The sequence below is a fragment of the Trichlorobacter lovleyi genome, assembly GCF_015239775.1.
Lineage (GTDB): Bacteria > Desulfobacterota > Desulfuromonadia > Geobacterales > Pseudopelobacteraceae > Trichlorobacter > Trichlorobacter lovleyi_B.
The window spans coordinates 3,304,774-3,323,029 of sequence record NZ_CP058409.1 but is presented as its reverse complement, the minus strand read 5'-3'; the positions used below and the strand labels follow the sequence as shown (position 1 = coordinate 3,323,029).

At 54.4% G+C, this 18,256-nt stretch carries 19 protein-coding genes; 17 read left to right on the top strand and 2 right to left on the bottom strand.

All coding sequences use genetic code 11. The features are described 5' to 3' along the window. The first annotated feature begins 11 nt into the window (after positions 1-11). From fliP to flgL, 17 genes are all read left to right on the top strand, one after another. Positions 12-782 (top strand): flagellar type III secretion system pore protein FliP, encoded by a 771-nt coding sequence (gene fliP / locus FY034_RS15420; RefSeq protein ID WP_265552105.1) that lies wholly within the window; start codon positions 12-14, stop codon positions 780-782. 12 nt (positions 783-794) lie between these two features. Next, a complete protein-coding gene (gene fliQ / locus FY034_RS15415; RefSeq protein ID WP_265552103.1) occupies positions 795-1,064 on the top strand; it encodes a flagellar biosynthesis protein FliQ in 270 nt (89 codons plus the stop codon). A 6-nt stretch (positions 1,065-1,070) separates the two neighbouring features. Further along, complete coding sequence (gene fliR / locus FY034_RS15410; protein ID WP_265552101.1) at positions 1,071-1,868, top strand: flagellar biosynthetic protein FliR; 798 nt, start codon at positions 1,071-1,073, stop codon at positions 1,866-1,868. Positions 1,869-1,871: 3 nt separating this feature from the next. Beyond that, positions 1,872-2,945 (top strand): flagellar biosynthesis protein FlhB, encoded by a 1,074-nt coding sequence (gene flhB, locus FY034_RS15405; protein ID WP_265555284.1) that lies wholly within the window; start codon positions 1,872-1,874, stop codon positions 2,943-2,945. Between the two features lie 240 nt (positions 2,946-3,185). Then, positions 3,186-5,276 carry a flagellar biosynthesis protein FlhA gene (gene flhA / locus FY034_RS15400; protein WP_265552099.1) on the top strand — a complete coding sequence of 697 codons (2,091 nt, stop codon included), beginning with the start codon at positions 3,186-3,188 and terminating at the stop codon, positions 5,274-5,276. Beyond that, a complete protein-coding gene (gene flhF, locus FY034_RS15395; protein ID WP_265552096.1) occupies positions 5,266-6,591 on the top strand; it encodes a flagellar biosynthesis protein FlhF in 1,326 nt (441 codons plus the stop codon). The genes flhA and flhF overlap by 11 nt, the downstream gene beginning before the upstream one ends. Next, on the top strand, positions 6,588-7,517 hold the full coding sequence (locus tag FY034_RS15390; RefSeq protein ID WP_265552094.1) for a MinD/ParA family protein: 930 nt from the start codon (positions 6,588-6,590) through the stop codon (positions 7,515-7,517). Before flhF ends, FY034_RS15390 begins: the two co-directional genes overlap by 4 nt. Beyond that, complete coding sequence (locus FY034_RS15385) at positions 7,514-8,266, top strand: FliA/WhiG family RNA polymerase sigma factor (RefSeq protein WP_265552092.1); 753 nt, start codon at positions 7,514-7,516, stop codon at positions 8,264-8,266. The genes FY034_RS15390 and FY034_RS15385 overlap by 4 nt, the downstream gene beginning before the upstream one ends. Positions 8,267-8,290: 24 nt before the next feature. Beyond that, complete coding sequence (gene flgF, locus FY034_RS15380; protein WP_265552091.1) at positions 8,291-9,067, top strand: flagellar basal-body rod protein FlgF; 777 nt, start codon at positions 8,291-8,293, stop codon at positions 9,065-9,067. Positions 9,068-9,089: 22 nt separating this feature from the next. Then, positions 9,090-9,878 (top strand): flagellar basal-body rod protein FlgG, encoded by a 789-nt coding sequence (gene flgG / locus FY034_RS15375; RefSeq protein ID WP_265552088.1) that lies wholly within the window; start codon positions 9,090-9,092, stop codon positions 9,876-9,878. A gap of 3 nt (positions 9,879-9,881) precedes the next feature. Next, a complete protein-coding gene (gene flgA / locus FY034_RS15370) occupies positions 9,882-10,613 on the top strand; it encodes a flagellar basal body P-ring formation chaperone FlgA (protein ID WP_265552086.1) in 732 nt (243 codons plus the stop codon). A gap of 13 nt (positions 10,614-10,626) precedes the next feature. After that, on the top strand, positions 10,627-11,301 hold the full coding sequence (locus FY034_RS15365; RefSeq protein ID WP_265552085.1) for a flagellar basal body L-ring protein FlgH: 675 nt from the start codon (positions 10,627-10,629) through the stop codon (positions 11,299-11,301). Positions 11,302-11,310: 9 nt separating this feature from the next. After that, entirely contained in the window at positions 11,311-12,402 is a 1,092-nt protein-coding gene (locus tag FY034_RS15360) for a flagellar basal body P-ring protein FlgI (protein WP_265552081.1), read from the top strand. A 39-nt stretch (positions 12,403-12,441) separates the two neighbouring features. Then, on the top strand, positions 12,442-12,828 hold the full coding sequence (locus tag FY034_RS15355) for a rod-binding protein (protein ID WP_265552079.1): 387 nt from the start codon (positions 12,442-12,444) through the stop codon (positions 12,826-12,828). Between the two features lies 1 nt (position 12,829). Beyond that, positions 12,830-13,327 carry a flagellar protein FlgN gene (locus FY034_RS15350; protein ID WP_265552077.1) on the top strand — a complete coding sequence of 166 codons (498 nt, stop codon included), beginning with the start codon at positions 12,830-12,832 and terminating at the stop codon, positions 13,325-13,327. A gap of 1 nt (position 13,328) precedes the next feature. Continuing rightward, positions 13,329-14,726 (top strand): flagellar hook-associated protein FlgK, encoded by a 1,398-nt coding sequence (gene flgK, locus FY034_RS15345; protein WP_265552076.1) that lies wholly within the window; start codon positions 13,329-13,331, stop codon positions 14,724-14,726. An 11-nt stretch (positions 14,727-14,737) separates the two neighbouring features. Next, positions 14,738-15,637 carry a flagellar hook-associated protein FlgL gene (gene flgL / locus FY034_RS15340; RefSeq protein WP_265552075.1) on the top strand — a complete coding sequence of 300 codons (900 nt, stop codon included), beginning with the start codon at positions 14,738-14,740 and terminating at the stop codon, positions 15,635-15,637. A 67-nt stretch (positions 15,638-15,704) separates the two neighbouring features. Here flgL and dnaB read toward each other — a convergent pair whose 3' ends face one another. Continuing rightward, positions 15,705-17,075, bottom strand: a complete 1,371-nt coding sequence (dnaB, locus tag FY034_RS15335) for a replicative DNA helicase (RefSeq protein WP_012471303.1) — start codon at positions 17,073-17,075, stop codon at positions 15,705-15,707. Positions 17,076-17,077: 2 nt separating this feature from the next. Beyond that, a complete protein-coding gene (locus FY034_RS15330) occupies positions 17,078-18,241 on the bottom strand; it encodes a DegT/DnrJ/EryC1/StrS family aminotransferase (protein WP_265552073.1) in 1,164 nt (387 codons plus the stop codon). Positions 18,242-18,256: the final 15 nt, after the last annotated feature.

Here is an 18,256-nt window from a genome sequence, read left to right as displayed (position 1 = left end):
CCGGATAACCCATGACCTTCTCTGTAGCGAAAAGATTCAGGATAACGCTTCTACTGCTGGTTGCAGTCATCGTCGGCACCGGTGCCATCGCGGCAGCGGCACCGGTGCCGCTGCCATCGCTCAATATCGGGGTCGGTACCGCCACCAAGCCTGCAGAAGTAGCAACCACCATCCAGATCTTTCTGCTGCTTACGGTGCTCTCGCTGGCTCCCAGCCTGCTGATCATGACGACCTCCTTTACCCGTATCGTTGTTGTGCTTTCGTTTCTTCGTACCGCTCTGGGGACCCAACAGGCGCCTTCAAACCAGATCATCCTGGCCCTGTCCCTGTTTTTGACCTTCTTTATCATGACACCGGTGTGGCAACAGATAAACCGTGATGCCTACCAACCCTATAAGGCTGGTACCATTACCCAGGAACAGGCGTTTGAAAAGGCGGTGCAACCGGTCCGGAAGTTTATGCTTTCCCAGACCCGTGAAAAGGATCTGGGGCTGTTTGTCAGCCTTTCAAAGCAGGCCCGCCCCAAAAATGCCGATGATATTCCAACCCTTACCATTGTGCCCGCCTTCATGATCTCGGAACTGCGTACCGCGTTTCAGATCGGCTTTCTGATTTATATCCCCTTTATTGTGGTGGACATGGTGGTTGCCTCGGTGCTGATGTCAATGGGTATGATGATGTTGCCCCCGGTGATGATATCGTTACCGTTCAAAATCCTGCTCTTTGTGCTGGTTGATGGGTGGGGACTGGTGATCAGCTCTCTGGTCAAGAGTTTTGGATAGAAAGGATATGCCATGACCCCCGAGCTGGTCGTACAATTGGCCCGTAGAAGCTTTGAAGCTACCTTGCTGTTGGCAGCACCGCTACTGCTGTTCAGTCTGGTGGTCGGTCTCGCTATCAGCGTGTTTCAGGCTGTTACCTCCATCAACGAGGCCACCTTGGCCTTTGCCCCCAAGATTGTCGCCGTAATGGTGGCTGTTATCATCTTTTTCCCCTGGATGATGAGCTACATGAGTGACTTTACCCGAGAAGTGTATGCGCTGATTGCCGTGATGCGGCGCTAGAGCGTCATGTTTCCGTTTGTCTCCCCCCTGCCGAGCCAGTCGGATGTTTTCCTGTTTGCACTGGTATTGTGCCGGATAGGAGGTCTGTTTGCTGCCCTGCCGGTATTTGGGGGTAAACGCCTGCCTACCCGCATCAAGATAACGGCAGTCCTTGCCATTACCCTGGTCTGTCTGCCTGTTTTGAAGATAACTCCCCCGCCGCTGCCCGGCGATGCCTTTACCCTGGGGCTGCTGGTCACGCGGGAGATGCTGATCGGGCTGACCCTGGCCTTCATTACCCAGATCATCTTTGCTGCTGTCGAGTTTAGCGGGCAGATCATCGGTCTTCAGATGGGGTTCAGTATCTCATCGGTGCTTGACCCAAGCATGGGTAACCAGATGCAGATCATGTCGGTGGTGCAGAGCCTGCTGGCGACCCTTTTTTTTCTCTCCCTCAACATTCACCATGTCTTTATTAGTGCCATTGTTGACAGCTTTACGGTTATCCCGTTGGGGGGCTGGAAGATGAGTGAGGCACTGATTCACTTTCTGGTTAACGCCACCTCGGATATCTTTATCCTGGGGATCAGGTTGGCTGCACCGGTTATGGTGGCACTACTGCTCACCAGTGTGGTGCTGGGCATCATGGCGCGAGCGTTCCCCCAGATGAACGTGTTTATGGTCAGCTTCCCGCTCAATATCGGTCTTGGTTTTATGGTGCTGGGCATGACCCTGCTGCTCTTTTTTCATGTGCTGGAGCTCTCGTTTGGTAACTTGACCAATCAGGTTGCCATGATCTTCAGACTGCTTGGAAAGGGGGGATGATACCTGGCAGAAGACGACGACAAACACTCTAAAACAGAACAACCTACCGGGCGAAGGCTGGAGAAGGCCAGAGAAAAAGGGGCGCCTCCTTCTTCGCAGATGCTGAGCCAGAGCTTTACGCTGCTGGCCGGTATTGTGGCGCTCTACCTGCTGGGGGGCTACCTGGTGAATGGTCTGAAAAGTACCACGGTGCAGGTGTATTCCCAGATTGGAAGCTTTGAACTGACGGAACAAAACGTCTACACCATGATGCTCCGTATTTTTGGTGTGCTGTTTATGTTGCTCGCTCCGGTTGTTCTGGCGGTCATGAGCACCGGTATACTTGCGCATATCGTCCAGGATAACGGCAGGCTGGATTTTCAGTGGGGCAGGATTACCTTTGATCTCACCAAGCTGAACTTTATCAACGGCTTTGGCAAATTGTTCAACAAGGAGGCCCTGGTTGAGATCCTGAAGTCTCTGATCAAGCTCTTTGTAATCGGTTGGATCGCCTATCAGGTGCTGCGGGATGAACTGCAGAATATCACCATTCTGGCTGAGTCTGATGTCAACGGTATTTTGTCCTATACCGGGCATGTGGCTTTCAAGATCGTAACACATACCTGCGGTATCATGATCGTCATCTCGATTCTTGACATGGCGTATGTCAAGTGGCGCTATATCGAAAACCTCAAGATGACCAAGCAGGAGGTGAAAGATGAGAGCAAGGATATGGAGGGTAACCCCGAGATCAAGGGAAAGATCAAGAGGTTGCAGTTCCAGGCGGCACGCCGGCGTTTAACCAAGATTATTCCAACCGCCGACGTGGTAATTACCAACCCGACACACTTTGCAGTTGCATTAAAGTATGACCGCAGCAGGATGGTTGCGCCGATGGTAATCGCAAAAGGGGCTGATGAGATGGCGCTGGCTATCAAGGAGATGGCCCGTGAACATAAGGTGACACTGGTGGAAAACCGCTTCCTTGCGCGTGAGCTGTATGAACAGGTGGCTGAAAATCAGGAAATTCCGGAAACGCTCTATGCGGCAGTCGCCGAAGTGCTGGCCTACGTCTATCGCCTTAAGGGTGCCATGTGAGGCACGTACAATCGCGTGAGTCTGGTGTCAGAATTTAGTCGTGGTCAAAATAATGACTGCAGGGTGCTGTCACTACGGTTGTCTGTGTCCTCAACTGCTTGAAATGATAGGAGGCTGCTAGTGGCATGAATGCTGTCGTGACCGAATTTTGACGGCATGGAATCTGCATGATGGGACATGGGGTAGTGTCGGCTGCTCCTGATCTGATGGCCGCAACGGCCGCAAGGAACTGTCTTCATCATGGCAAATGGAACTTCTGTACAGGCTCTTGAGCTGAGCAGCTTTAGAAAAAATTCTGACATCTACGTTGCGGTGGCGCTGATCGGCGTCCTGGCGTTGATGATCATCCCTCTGCCTGCCTTTGTGCTGGATATCTTTCTGGCGGCCAATATTACCATTGCCCTTGCCATTCTGCTGGTCTGTTTGTATACCCTGCACCCCCTTGATTTTTCAGTTTTCCCCTCTGTGCTGCTGGTTACCACCCTTTTCCGCCTTGCCTTGAACGTGGCCTCAACCCGTCTGATTCTGATGCATGGACGGGAAGGGGTCGAGGCAGCCGGTGCGGTCATCAAGGCCTTCGGTTCCTTTGTCGTCGGAGGGAACTACGTGGTCGGTGCCGTTATGTTCCTGATTCTGGTCATTATTAACTTTGTGGTTATTACCAAGGGGGCAGGGCGTGTTGCCGAAGTCTCAGCCCGTTTTACCCTGGATGCCATGCCGGGAAAGCAGATGGCGATTGATGCCGACCTGTCAGCCGGTTTTTTGACGGAAAAGGAGGCCAGAAAGCGCCGAGAAAAAATTCGGCGTGAATCGGAATTCTATGGTGCCATGGATGGTGCCAGCAAGTTTGTCCGTGGGGATGCGGTAGCCGGTATCCTGATCATGCTGGTCAATATATTCGGCGGTTTGATCATCGGTGTCTGGCAGCAGGGGCTGGCGCTTGATGTGGCCTTGACCAACTACACCCTGCTGACCATCGGTGAAGGGCTGGTGGCCCAGATACCGGCCCTGATCATCTCAACCGCAGCCGGTATTATTGTGACGAGAACCGCCGATGAAAACAACTTCGGCCAGGAAGTTACCGGCCAGTTCCTGAATTATCCCAAGGCTTTTTATGTGGTGTCAGGGGTCATGTTTCTGTTTGCCATGATCCCCGGTCTGCCTCATTTTGCGTTTCTGCTGCTGTCCGGCATAGCGTGGCTGGTGGGACGGATGTCCCGCGAAATGGCTCAGGTGGTGGAAGAGGAAGCGGCGGCCGCAGAGGCAGCCGGTGAGGAGGAATCACAGGATCAGGCCTCTGCCATTCGTCCGCTGGATACCCTTGAACTTGAGGTGGGTTATGGTCTGGTGCCGATGGTTGATGCTGCGCAGGATGGAGAGCTGCTGGAGCGTATCCGTTCAATTCGCCGCCAGTTTGCCCAGAAGATGGGTTTTGTGGTCCCGCCTATCCATATCCACGACAACCTGCAGCTGAAGCCGTATGAATATAACATCCTGATCCGTGGTGCCAGGGTGGGGGGCAGTGAGATGTCCGGCCAGTATCTTGCCATGGATTCCGGTGCGGTCATGGCTCAGCTGCCCGGACCGACCGCCAAGGAACCGGTCTTCGGTCTCCCGGCGGTCTGGATCCGCAGTGAAGACCGTGAGCAGGCACAGGTCAATGGCTACACCGTGGTGGACAGCACAACGGTGATTGCAACCCATATCAGTGAGACTATCCGCCGCTATGCTCAGGATCTGGTCGGTCGCCAGGAACTGCAGCAACTGCTGGATAATGTTGCCGTAACAGCACCCAAGGTGGTTGACGAGCTGATTCCGGGACAGCTCGGTCTGGGGGTGGTGCTGCGGGTCGTCAAGAATCTGCTGAAGGAAGGGGTTTCCATCCGGGATATGCGCACGATTCTGGAGAGCCTTGCCGACTACTCCGCGCTTACCAAAGACCCGGATGTGCTGACTGAGTTCGTGCGGCAGGCGCTGGGGCGTTTCATAGTCGATCAGTTCAAGCTTGATGAGGATACGTTGTATCTGGTGACCATTGACCGGGAGGTGGAAGACGCCATCGCCGAGGCGATCCAGCCTTCTGACCAGGGCAGCTACCTGGCAATAGAGCCAGGCTCTGCCCAGCAGATTATTGCATCTGTGCGCGGTATGGTTGACCGTTTCGGCATGTACGGTGCTCAGCCGGTCATACTGGCATCACCTTCAATTCGTCGCCATGTCAAAAAAATGATCGAGCGTTTTGTCCCCCATGTTTCCGTACTGTCCCATAACGAGATTCCTCAAAATGTCAAAATTCAGTCATTAGGAGTGGTGACGTTCCATGCTGGTTAAAACCTTTCAAGCTCCAACTATGGCAGAGGCCCTGCGGCTGGTTAAGGCTGAGCTGGGGCCCGACGCGATGATCCTGTCCACCAAAAAGGAGAAGCAGGGGGGTATCCTGGGCTTCTTCAGCAAGCAAGTGGTCAAGGTAACCGCTGCTATTGATCCTCATCGCCCGGCAGTTCCGCCACCGCAACCGCTGCGTGAGCGTCCGGAAAGAGAGCGGACGACCAAGGAGGAGTTTGAAAACTCCATGCTGGCACCCTTGGCCAGGGAACTCCGTGACCTGCGTGAAAAAGTTGAGGTAATGGCCAAGCGGGATGAGGAACTGCGTCAGCGCCAGGCTGAACAGAGTGCAGTACCTGTTGATCAGCCGGGTAAGGGGGGAGATGGCGGGATTAACCTTAACAATATCCCCCGCCAAGACCTGGAAGAGATCAAAAAGATGCTGTTGAACACGCTGGTCAGGAGCCAGGAGGGGGGCGTCAAGTCTGTGCAGTGGCCTGATGCAACGCCTCAGGGCGTCTCTTCAGGAGGGGATCTTCCCGCTGAAAAGCCGCCTTTGGCCCGTGAACTGGAACGTCAGGGGATTGCGCCGGATCTGCAGGGCAAAATCCTTGAAACGGTGAATACCCTGCCGATGGGGCAGGGGGAGGAAACCCTGAAAGGACGCCTTGGTGAGGCGTTTGGACGGCTGATCCGTTTCGCCGGCACCTTGCGCATGAAAAAGAACGCTCCCCGGATCATTGCCCTGGTCGGGCCAACCGGTGTCGGCAAAACCACCACAACGGCCAAGCTGGCGGCCATGTATGCCCTGAACCGTGGCAACAAGGTCGCGTTGATCACCATGGATATCTTCCGGGTTGGGGCCGTGGAACAACTGAAGACCTACACCAAGATCATGGGGATCCCCCTTGAGGTAGCTTCGACACCGAAGGAGCTGGAACGGGCGGTGGAGCGTCATGCCGATTGCGACCTGATTCTGATCGATACAGCCGGCCGCAGCCACAAGGATTCAGACAAGCTGGAGGAAATGAAAGGTTTTCTGGAAACAACAATCCAGTCCGATATTTATCTCTGTCTTTCGGCCACCACCAAAGACCGTGAGTTGGAAGAAATACTTAACCGCTTCAGTATTTTCCCGATCAGTAAAGTGGTGTTCACAAAACTTGATGAGTGTGAAAGCGTCGGTTGCATTGTCAACCTGCTTTTGAAGGCAAATCTGCAGATTGCATATTTTACCACGGGCCAACGGGTCCCTGAGGATATTGAGGTTGCAACATCGGAAAAACTGGCAGAACTGATCCTGAAGGAGGGTGCGCAATGAGTGCAGTGCGCGGAACCGGCGATCAGGCCGACACCCTTCGTCAGATGGCCAGAACTGCCAAGCAGAATAACCAGAATGCTGCGGCCCCTGCCCAACTGACCGACCAGCAGGGGATCAGGGTCATCTCAGTCACCAGCGGTAAAGGCGGCGTGGGTAAAAGTAACGTCGTGGCCAATCTTGCCATGGCGCTGGCGGCACAGGGCAAGAAGATCCTCATCATTGACGGCGACCTGGGGGTGGGGAATCTGGATGTACTGCTGGGACTTTCTCCGCAGTACAACCTGAATCATGTCCTGTCTGGAGAAAAGAGCCTGGCGGAGATCATTGTCGAGGTTACTCCCAGCATCAAGCTGATCCCGGCCGGTTCCGGGGTTCAGGAATACACCAGTCTGGGGCAGCATGAAAAGTTGAAGCTGCTGGATGAGCTGGACATGCTGGAAGAAGAGTTCGACATCATGATCATTGATACCGAGGCAGGCATCTCGGAGAATGTGACGTACTTTACCGTGGCGGCTCAGGAGATTCTGGTCGTGGTGACACCTGAACCGACTTCCATTACCGATGTCTATGCCTTGATCAAGCTGCTGGCCACACGTTATTCCGAACATCACTTCAAGGTGCTGATCAATATGGCCCGCGACAGTGAAGACGCGCTGGAGGTGTTTCGGAAACTGGCCAACGTGGCGGGACGATTTCTGGACATCTCGCTGGACTATCTGGGGTGTGTTGTCCGGGATGAACGCCTGATCGACTCCGTGAAGAAGCAGAAGGCGGTCTATGAGCTGTACCCGGATTCCGAGGCAGCAAACTGTTTTACAACCCTGGCCAGACGGGTCGTTGAAAACTCACGCCAGACCCGCCTGAAAGGCAACATCCAGTTCTTCTTCCGGCGCTATCTCGAGGGGCCGGGGGGAGGCGGGGTATGAGCAGGTTCAGGGCCTATGAAGAGCAGGTCGGAGAACGAAGCCACCAGCTGCGTGAATCCATGATCACAGCGCACCTGCCGCTGGTACGCTACCTGGTTAACCGTTTTGCCGCCCAGCTGCCGTCTCATATTGATCCTCAGGATCTTGCCAGCGCGGCGGTCATCGGTCTGATCCATGCCGCTGACCGCTATGACCCGGGGCGCGGGGTGCAATTCAAGACCTTTGCCGAACAGCATATCAGGGGAGCGATCCTGGACGAACTGAGAGCCTGTGACCCCTTGAGCCGCACCATGCGGGACAAGTGTAAAATGGTTGAGCGCGAGATGCACCGCCAGGAACATCAACTGGGGCGGAACCCGACCGGGCAGGAAATGGCGGAAGCGCTGCAGATCAGTTTGGATGACTACTACTGCCTGCTTGACGAGATTCATGAGTTCAGTTTTATCAGCATTGATGACAGCTGGGATGATGATGAAGGCCATCCGTTAAGTCTTGCTGACATTCTGGGGGATGATGAGCATAAAGGCCCCCAGTCTCAGGTAATGGCCGGACAGGCAGCCCAGGCCCTGGGAAGTGCAATAGAGTCGTTGCCTGAAAAGGAGCGGCTGGCAGTTACCCTGTACTACTACGAGGAGCTCAACCTGAAAGAGATCGGGGCCGTGCTGGGGTTAACCGAGTCCCGCATCTGCCAGATACTGAGTCAGGCCATGATCAGGCTGAAGGGAAAGCTCAAGCCGTTTCGCCCCTAGCGGCGACGGTGGAGGAGGTAAACGATGAACAGTGGTATGTATTCGGCATTATCCGGCAATCTGGCTGCCATGAAGCGCCTGGATGTGATTTCTTCCAATCTGGCAAATGCCTCGACAAACGGATTCAAGCAGGACCGGCTGGCCTTTGAATCTGTGCTGGCAGGTAACCGGAATCCTCCTGCTGTGCCCCCGGCTCAGACAGCTGATCCGGTACTGCTGCAGGAGCGGATGCTGACCGACTATTCAGCAGGTACCCTGGTGCAGACCGGTAACACCCTTGATGTTGCGCTGCAAGGGGACGGTTTTTTTGCCGTTCGGACGCCTGATGGTGTTGCCTATACCCGTCAGGGCAATTTCCGGCTTGCCAGTGACGGCACCCTGATAACGGCAGACGGATATCCGGTGTTATCCAAGGCCGGTGACCGCCCTGAAGATGGGCAGCCGATCAAAATTGATGTTGCGGGCCAGGACGGCGGAGGCAGGCCGGTGGTGGATAGTCAGGGGGGGATCACGATCAACGGTGAGCCGGTGGCCAATCTGGCCCTCTTTGATTTTCCCAAGCCGTACCAGTTGACCAAAACCGCAAGTACGCTGTTTGTTCCAGCGGCCGGGACCGCTGCTCAGGCCGCCGGGCCGCTGACCACGGTGGCTCAGGGGGCACTGGAACAGTCCAACGTCAATACTATTGCGGAGATGGTGCAGATGGTGGATGCCAGCCGCTACTTTGAAACCTGTCAACGTGTGGTGCGCAGTTTTGATGATATGGCTGCCAAGGCTGTCAACGACCTGGCACGAGTTTAATACTACCAAGGAGTACTAAGCCATGATGAGATCACTATGGACCGCCGCGTCCGGCATGAATACCCAGACTCAGAATATTAACGTCATTGCCAACAACCTGGCCAACGTCAATACCACCGGCTTCAAGAAAAGCCGCGCTGATTTTCAGGATTTGATGTATCAGACCGTCCAGAATCCCGGCTCACCCTCAACCAATGCAGCCCAGATACCGGTCGGGATTCAGTTCGGTATGGGTTCCAAGCTGGCCGCAGTTTCCAAGCAGTTCACCCAGGGTGATTTTGCAAACACCGGTGGGCAGCTTGACATCGCCATTGAAGGTGACGGCTTTTTCCAGATCCAGATGCCCGATGGCAGTACCGCCTACTCCAGGGCAGGGGCCTTCAAGATGGACAGCAACGGACGGGTGGTGACCCCTGAGGGCTATCCGATGCTGCCGGAGATTGTCATCCCCAATAACTCCAGCAAGATTACGATCGGTACCGATGGCACCGTATCGGCAGTGCAGTCGGGACAGTCCACCGCCTCTACGGTCGGTAATATCCAGATCGCCAATTTTACCAACCCGGCCGGGCTCTCATCCATGGGTAAAAACTTCTACCAGCAGACTGACGCCTCCGGAAACGCTACCACCGGTACACCGGGGCAAACCGGTCTGGGGACGATTACCCAGGGTTTTCTTGAGATGAGTAACGTCAACGTGGCCGAAGAGATGGTCAATATGATTATCGGCCAGCGGGCCTATGAGGCGAATTCAAAGGCGATCACCACGTCAGATGAAATGCTGCAGCTCGCCAATAACCTGAAGCGGTAACAGATGCGTCTCAGTAAGCTGCTAGCAGCTGGTTTGATGGTTGTGCTCACCTGGCTGGTCACAACAGTGCATTGCCAGGCCTCATCGACAAGACAGGTGCCGTTACCGGAGCAGGAAATCAGGGCCGTAGTTGAGCGTTTTCTGGCAGAAAAACTGGAAGGGCGTGGCTGGGAGACGTCAATCCGGCGTTTGACTATACCGGCAGGCATCAAGGTTCCAAGCGGCGTCCGTGACCTTGAGCTGATTGCTCCGGCCAGCTGGGACGGTTGGGGAGCGACAAGCATTGTTCTGGTGGTCAGAGTGAACGGTGTTGTCGAGAAAAATCTTTCATTACGGTTGTTGATTGATGCACAAACCGAGATGGTGACCGCCAGTCGTCAACTGCTTGCCGGTACGGTGCTGACCGAAGCGGATCTGCAATTGCAAAAGCAGGATCTGGCACAGGCAGGCGGCCTGCCGGTCAAAAATATTTCCGATGCCGTAGGCAAGAAGCTGCGTATGACGGTGCGTACCGGGACCCCGATCAGGAGCAACCAGCTCGTCAGTGTGCCGGTTGTTGTCAGTGGTCAGTTGGTGACGATTATAGCGGAAAATGCAGGCGTCAGAATAACGGTGTCTGGCCGGGCCAGGAGCGCCGGCGGTGTCGGCGATCTGATCAGGGTTCAAAATCTGGTCTCCAACAAGGAAATCCCTGCCCGCGTACTGGACGCTTCAACCGTTGAAGTTGGCTTTTAGCCGGGAGAAAACGATGAAATGGTATCTTATTGCACTTTCGGGCCTGTTGCTGTCCGGTTGTGTGGTCCAGCAGACAGAGGTGGTGAGCCCCTCCTTTGATCAGCAACTCAAATCGCCAGCCCCTAACTATAGCAATGGATCGATCTGGCAGGCCTCTTCAATCGGTCTGACTGAAGATGGCAAGGCGCGCCGGATCGGCGATATCGTTACTATCATTGTGACTGAAACCGCCAGTGCCAGTAAACAGGCTGCCACGGCAACCGGACGTTCTTCCCAAATCAGCGCCGGTATCCCGAATATGCTGGGGCTTGAGGAATCAAAGATTATTACCAGCAACTTTGCCGACCTCTCAAAACTGCTGAACGCCAGTGCCAGCTCAAAATTTGACGGCAGCGGATCAACCTCGCGGAAAGAAACGCTGACTGCAACAATTTCGGCCAAGGTGATCGACGTGTTGCCGAACAGCAACCTGAAGATCGAGGGACGCCGCAATGTCAGGGTAAACAACGAAGATCAGATTGTGACCGTGAAAGGTACAATCCGCCAGCGGGATGTCACGGCGGAAAATACCATCAACTCAATCTATGTTGCTGATGCCCAGATCAGCTATTCAGGGGAAGGGATAATCTCCGACCGACAGAAGCCAGGCTGGTTGATGAACGTGCTGGATAAGCTCTGGCCATTTTAAGGTGACATTATGAAACGAATTGTTGCAGCGATCCTGTTCTGTATTGTTGCGCTCCCATTGGTGGCCCATGCTTCAAGGATTAAAGATATTGCAGCCTTTGATGGCGTACGGGATAACCAGCTGGTGGGGTATGGCCTGGTTGTGGGGCTGAACGGCTCCGGTGACAGCGATCAGACAAAGTTCCCGGTACAGTCTCTGGTAAGTATGCTGGAGCGGATGGGGGTCACGATTAACCGTGGTGATGTCAAGGTCAAGAACGTGGCCGCTGTCATGGTAACCGCTACCCTGCCGCCTTTTGCCAAACAGGGCACCAAAATAGATGTGCTGGTTTCGTCGCTGGGGGATGCCAAGACCATTGCCGGTGGTACCTTGATAATGACACCGCTGAAAGGTGCTGACAATCAGGTCTACGCCGTAGCCCAAGGCTCCATCCTGACCAACTCCTTTGCCTTTGCCGGTCAGGGGGCCTCGGCAACGAAAAACCACCCAACAGCAGGTCGCATACCTACCGGAGCCTTGGTTGAACGGGAACTGCCCAATGTGTTGGCAGGAAAACACAGTCTGCGTTTGAATCTGGCTCAATCCGATTTTACCACCGCTTCGCGGATAGTCGCTGCAATTAATAAAAACTTTAAAGAGGCGGCCAGTAGCAGTGACGGCGGTTCAGTTATGGTGCAGATCCCTGACGACTTTGCCAGCCGCCCGGTGGAGTTTATCGCCCAGCTTGAAAACCTTGAAGTGGCCCAGGATCAGCCGGCACGGGTCGTTGTGAATGAACGGACCGGTACGATTGTCATGGGTGACAAGGTCAAGATCTCAAGTGTTGCCGTTTCCCATGGCAACCTGACCCTAACGGTCAAGGAGACGCCAAAGGTGGTGCAACCGAAACTACTCGCAAAGGGCGAGACCAAAGAGGTGCCCCGCACCGAGCTGAAGGTTCAGGAAGAAAAGAACCGGCTGTCTGTGTTGCCGGACGGGAATACGATTGGTGACGTTGTCCGGGGGCTGAACCTGCTGGGGGTTACCCCCCGTGATCTGATCTCCATTTTGCAGTCGATCAAAGCGGCCGGAGCACTGCAGGCAGAGTTAGTGATCATCTAAACTGTTCAGGAAGCTCTCCGAACGACCGATAGGATAACCATGATGGACAGTACGTTGACCATAGCACCGGACCTGCTGGTGCAGGACAAACAGGCGGAGCAGCTGGGCTCACGGGCCAAGCTGTTGGCTAACCAGCTCACTGATGCTGAACGTAAGAAGCTGAAGAAGATATCGCAGGATTTTGAAGCACTCTTTACCGGCATGATGCTCAAATCAATGCGGGCTACAGTGCCGGAAGATAAGCTGACCGGCGGCGGCAAAGCGGAAGAGACCTATCGCTATATGCTTGACCAGGAGTATGCCACCGCAGCGGCCAAACGGAGTGGAACCAACAGTATCGCCTCGATGGTGGAAAAAGAGTTGTTGAAGCGTTATGCCGTCCCGGCTCAGAAAAAGGGGGCCGGAACGACAGGTGAGGAGCAGTAACATGGCAACAGCAAACCGTTTGACTGATATATTAGCGCAACAACTGGAGGTTCTGAACGAACTTCAAAAGACGCTCCATGACGAGCAAAAAGCGATTGCCGGCCTTGACACTCCGCTGATGGAGGTGCTGAACAGCCAAAAGGAGCTGCTGATCGTGCGGCAACGCAACATTGCGGAGAGTCTGCGTACCGTGTTGGCAGAGACAGCGGGTCAGCTTGGTCTGCCTGCGTCGGTCACGCTGAGCGAAATGCTGGAAAAAATGCCGGCGTCCCTGAGGGCGCAGGTTGAGCCGTTGCAGCAGTCTGTGAAACAGACCGGGTCGGCGGTTTCCGTACTGGCAAACCAGAACCGGGGCATGCTGGAGCGTTTTTTGGGTGTGGTAAATGAGTCGCTCAGCTTTATTTTAAGAATTCTGAATACCTCGAATACCTATGGTGTACGGGGTACCTATCTTAACAACACACAAAGCGGTGCGGTCATGGTTAACAGGGAGGCCTAAGATGGGACTCAGTGCGGTACTACAAATAGGCACAACCGGTATGAGGGTATACCAGGTAGCCACGGAGGTGGTGAGTGAAAACATCGCCAACGTAAATACCCCCGGTTATTCACGCCAGCGTATTGTACTTGAAACCGCAGAGGCCACCACTCACAACGGTTTTCCACTTGGCTCAGGCGTCAACGTCGCAACCGTTGAGCGGTACTATGATGCACTGCTGCAAAAGCAGCTGGTCAATGCAAGTACCACATCAGGCTACGATTCCAAAAAATCAGAGGTGCTTCAGCAGATAGAGCCGATTTTTAACGAGGTTGCACATGACGGCTTAGGGGCCGCCATCTCGGACTACTTCAGTTCCTGGCAGGATCTGTCATTGAATCCGACCGGCAATGCCGAGCGGCAGGCAGTCCTCAATCAGGGGCAGGTCCTGGCTGACCAGTTTCATTACGCTGCCAACACCGTCAGCAATGCCATTACAACCCAGAACGAGTCCTTGCAACCATTGACGGATGAAACGAACAGCATGCTGTCTGACATTGCCCGGTTGAACGGTCAGATAAAGCTGACAGAGCTGGTAAGTGGCAATGCCAATGAAATGCGTGATCAACGGGATTATCTGGTGCGGCAGCTTTCGGAGAAGGTTGCGGTCAGTTTTACTGAAAACAGTGATGGCTCCACGGATGTCAGTTATACCGATACTACCGGCACCTACTCGCTGGTCAGCGGCTCGTCTGCCGGTAGTTTTTCCTTGGTGAACAGTGGCACAACCCTGCCGGACGGCAGTGCCAGGCTTTCAGTCCAGGTGACTCCTGCCGGAGGTGGTGCTGCAGCGACCATTGCTCCCACAACCGGTGAACTTGGAGCCACAATCACCATGCGTGATACGACTCTGCAGGGGTATCTTGATCAGGTGGATACGCTTGCGTTCACTATGATTAATCAGGTCAATGCGGTCCATAGTGCCGGGTATGGCCTGGACAGCACGCAAAACAACTTTTTTACTCCAGCTGCCACCAGCACAGGTGCAGCAGCTGGCATGGCCCTGGCATTCAGCGACATTAACAAGGTGGCTGCAGCTCAAGGCCCATTGCCGATTGCAACAGGGGACAACCGCAATGCCCTGGCCCTGGCCACCTTGAATCGTACAAACGGCTACAGCGCTGATTACAATAAGCTTGTCGCACAGGTCGGTCTTGATGTGCAGAATGCCGCAACGGTTGTTACACAGGATGCGGCGTTTACGAAGCAACTTACCACCTTGCGGGACTCCAACTCAGGGGTTTCGCTGGATGAAGAATTGACTGATTTGATGAAGTATCAACGTTCGTACCAGGCGTGCGCAAAACTGATTACCACGGCGGGTGATATGTTGGATATCGTCGTCAACCTTGTGCGCTAAAGGAGACCGCCATGCGGATCACCCCCAATATTACATCGCAAAACTCGCTCTATAATATTCAAAAGGCCCGAACGCTTCTGGACCAGATCAATGAAAAGATCGCCTCTGGGAAAAATTACAATCGTCCCAGTGATGATCCGATTGCAGCGCGGCAGCTGGTGAATTTTGCTGACCAATTGCGAACCGGTGATCAGTATTCAAGTAACATGACCAAGGCCAACACCTGGCTGCAGGTCACGGAAAACGCTCTGGAGGGTATGTCGGCAACATTGGCTGAGATTAAGAAGCTTACCTCTACCTTGACCAATGGCACCGATATAGTTGCAGTCCGTGATAATGCGGTGAGTCAACTTAAGACCTATAAACAACAGCTGATTGATTATGGCAATACTCAGCTTGATGACCGGTATGTCTTTGCCGGTACCGATAATGCATCAACAGCACCCTTTAACGGTTCAACCTTTAGTGGAAATGATGCCTCGATCGATATTGAATTGAACTCCTCTTCAACCCAGGCGATAAACATTACCGGCGGCAGGGTTCTTAAGGGCACTAATGGAGTGCCGTATCAGTATGGCAGCACGGATATTTTGACCGAGCTGGATAACCTGATTACTGCAGTAAGCACCAATAATACGGCAAATATCGAGGCTGGCGCCCTCAAAATGGAGGATGGGGCCAAGCAGATAGAAAATGCAATTGCCGATGTTGGCGGCAGACTTACCAGGATTAATACCATGCAGCAGTTTAATGCGACGACTAAGTCGGTTATTCAAAGTGTTGTGGCAAATATTCAGAATGCAGACTATGCCAAACTGGCAGTGGAGTTACAGCAACAGCAGCTTGCCTTTGAGGCCACCCTTTCAACCACTGCCAAGGTTAGTCAGATGTCGTTGCTGGATTATATGTAGTTTGGTATCACGTTAATTTGCCTGACAGGCAAGGCCTGTATCGGTACTCCGGATACAGGCCTTGTTGTTATTGTTGGGCTTTGGTCAGGTTTTCAAAGCGGGTATGTTCACCCATGAACGCCAGCTCCACCGTACCGATCGGACCGTTCCGCTGCTTACCGATAATGACCTCGGCACTGCGCTCATGGTTGGCGGTACAGCTTCCATCCTTTTTCCGGCAATGTTCACAGTAGACCGCCTCCCGGTAGACGAACATGATCACGTCGGCATCCTGTTCAATGGCTCCTGATTCACGCAAGTCGCTCATCATGGGGCGCTTGTCACTGCGGTTTTCCAGACTGCGGTTAAGCTGCGACAACGCCACTACCGGCACACTCAATTCCTTTGCCAGCGCCTTCAGTGAGCGCGATATTTCTGAGATCTCCTGCTGGCGGGATTCCGGGTTTGCCCCTGCCCGCATCAGTTGCAGATAGTCGATGATGATCAGGCCGATATTATGTTCGGTCTTCAGACGGCGTGCCTTGGCCCGCAGTTCCAGCACGCTGATGGCCGGGGTGTCGTCAATAAAGATGTTGGCGTTGTGCAAGGTGGCGGCCGCCCGTTGCAGCTTCGGCCAGTCACTGTCCAGAAAATGCCCGGTACGCATCCGGCCTGCATCAACCCTGGCCAAGGAAGAAAGAAAACGCATTACCAGCTGTTCCTTGCCCATTTCCAGGGAGAAGATGACCGAACCGACCTTCTCCTTGGCCTCGGCGCTGGCATGGCTGGCGATGTTCAATGCCAGGGTGGTTTTGCCCATGGAGGGACGGGCTGCAACGATGATCAAGTCACCCGGCTGCAGGCCGGCGGTCATATGATCCAGGTCGATATAGCCGGTGGGGGTGCCGGTAATCTGCTCCTTCTTCTCATACAGGGTCTGCAACATCTTGAAGGTGTCTTTGATAACATCCTTGACCGGATAGTATTGCGGCCGCAGTTTGTTTTCCGCCAGGCTGAAGAGCGCCTTCTGGGCCTCATCCAGCGATTCGTTGACATCACCCTGTTCGTCGTAACCTCGGGTGGCAATATCAGTCGCAATGGTGATCAGGCGCCGGTTAAGGGCCTTTTCCTTTACGATCTTGCAGTAGTAGGTGATGTTGGCAGCGGTGGGGACATAATCCACCAGGGTGGCCAGGTAGGCTGCCCCGCCGCAGCTGTCCAGGTCGCCACGGCGTTTGAGGGCATCGGTCAGGGTGATCAGGTCGCAGGGTTCCCGGCGGTCTGACAGTTCCAGCATGGCACCAAAGATCTTGCGGTGCGCCTCCCGGTAGAACTCTTCCGGCTCCAGCATCTCCAATACGCGGTTGATGGCGTCGTTATCAATCAGGATACCGCCCAGGATCGACATCTCGGCCTCAAGGCTCTGGGGGGGGAGTTTGTGAATCTGCTCCTGGGACATGCCTATCTCCTGAACCGCGTGATGACGTCGGTCACTGCCTGTATCACATCATTGGCATCATTGCCGTTCATGCCGGGGAACAACGGCAGCGACAGAATCCGGTCTGAGGCATAGCTGGCATTGGGCAGCTCCGTATCGGCCACCGGCAGGTTCTCACGATACCAGCTGTGGTGGTGGATCGCCTTGTAATGCAGCCCGCTGCCGATATTCAGGTTTTTCAGTTCAGCCATGAACCGGTCCCGGTCAATCGTCAGCAGTTCAACCCTGATCAAAGGGGTGTAGAGGTGCCAGGCATGGCGCTGCTGGTACGGTGCGTAGGCAGGCAGGGCCAGTTCCGTTACGTTGGCAAAGGCTGCGTTGTACTGTTCTGCAATCTCTCTGCGGCGGTCAATGAAGCCATCCAGACGTGGCAACTGGTGCAGCCCGATGGCTGCCTGGATATCCATCATATTGTATTTGTAGCCCGGCAGCATGATGTCGTAGTTGGGGGTGCCGCTGGCAGCAAACCGCTTCCAGGCCTCACGGCTCATACCGTGGAATTTCAACAGAGAAATCTCTTCAGCCAGCACCTCATCCGGTGTGCAGACCATGCCCCCCTCCCCGGTGGTAATGTTCTTGTTCGGGTGAAAGGAGAAGATCGAAACAGAGTCGAAACTGCCGATCTTCCGGCCTTTGTATTCGGTGCCGGCAGCATGGGCTGCATCTTCGATGATGGTCAGGTTATGCTGCCTGGCCAGGCTGAACAGCGGGTCAAGGTCGCAGGACTGTCCGGCAAAGTGGACCGGAATCACCGCGCGGGTGCGGGGAGTGATCTTTTCGGCGACCTTGGTCACATCAATATTCAGGGTGCCGGGCTCGATATCTGCCAGCACCGGTGTACCACCGGCAAGAATGATCATGCTGACCGTGGAGGCAAAGGTCATCGGGGTGGTGATGATTTCGTCACCCTCCTTGATCTTCAGTGCCAGCAGGGTCAGGTGCAGACCGGCAGTGGCCGAACTGAGCGGTACGGCAAAGGGAGCGCCGACATAGGCCTTAAAGGCGTCTTCAAAACGCTTAACCTTGGGGCCGGTGGTAATCCAGCCGGAACGGAGCGAATCAACAACCTCGTTAATCTCCTCATCACCCAGCGACGGGGTGGAAAAAGGCAGAAATGTTTCACGCATACGGTACGTACTCCT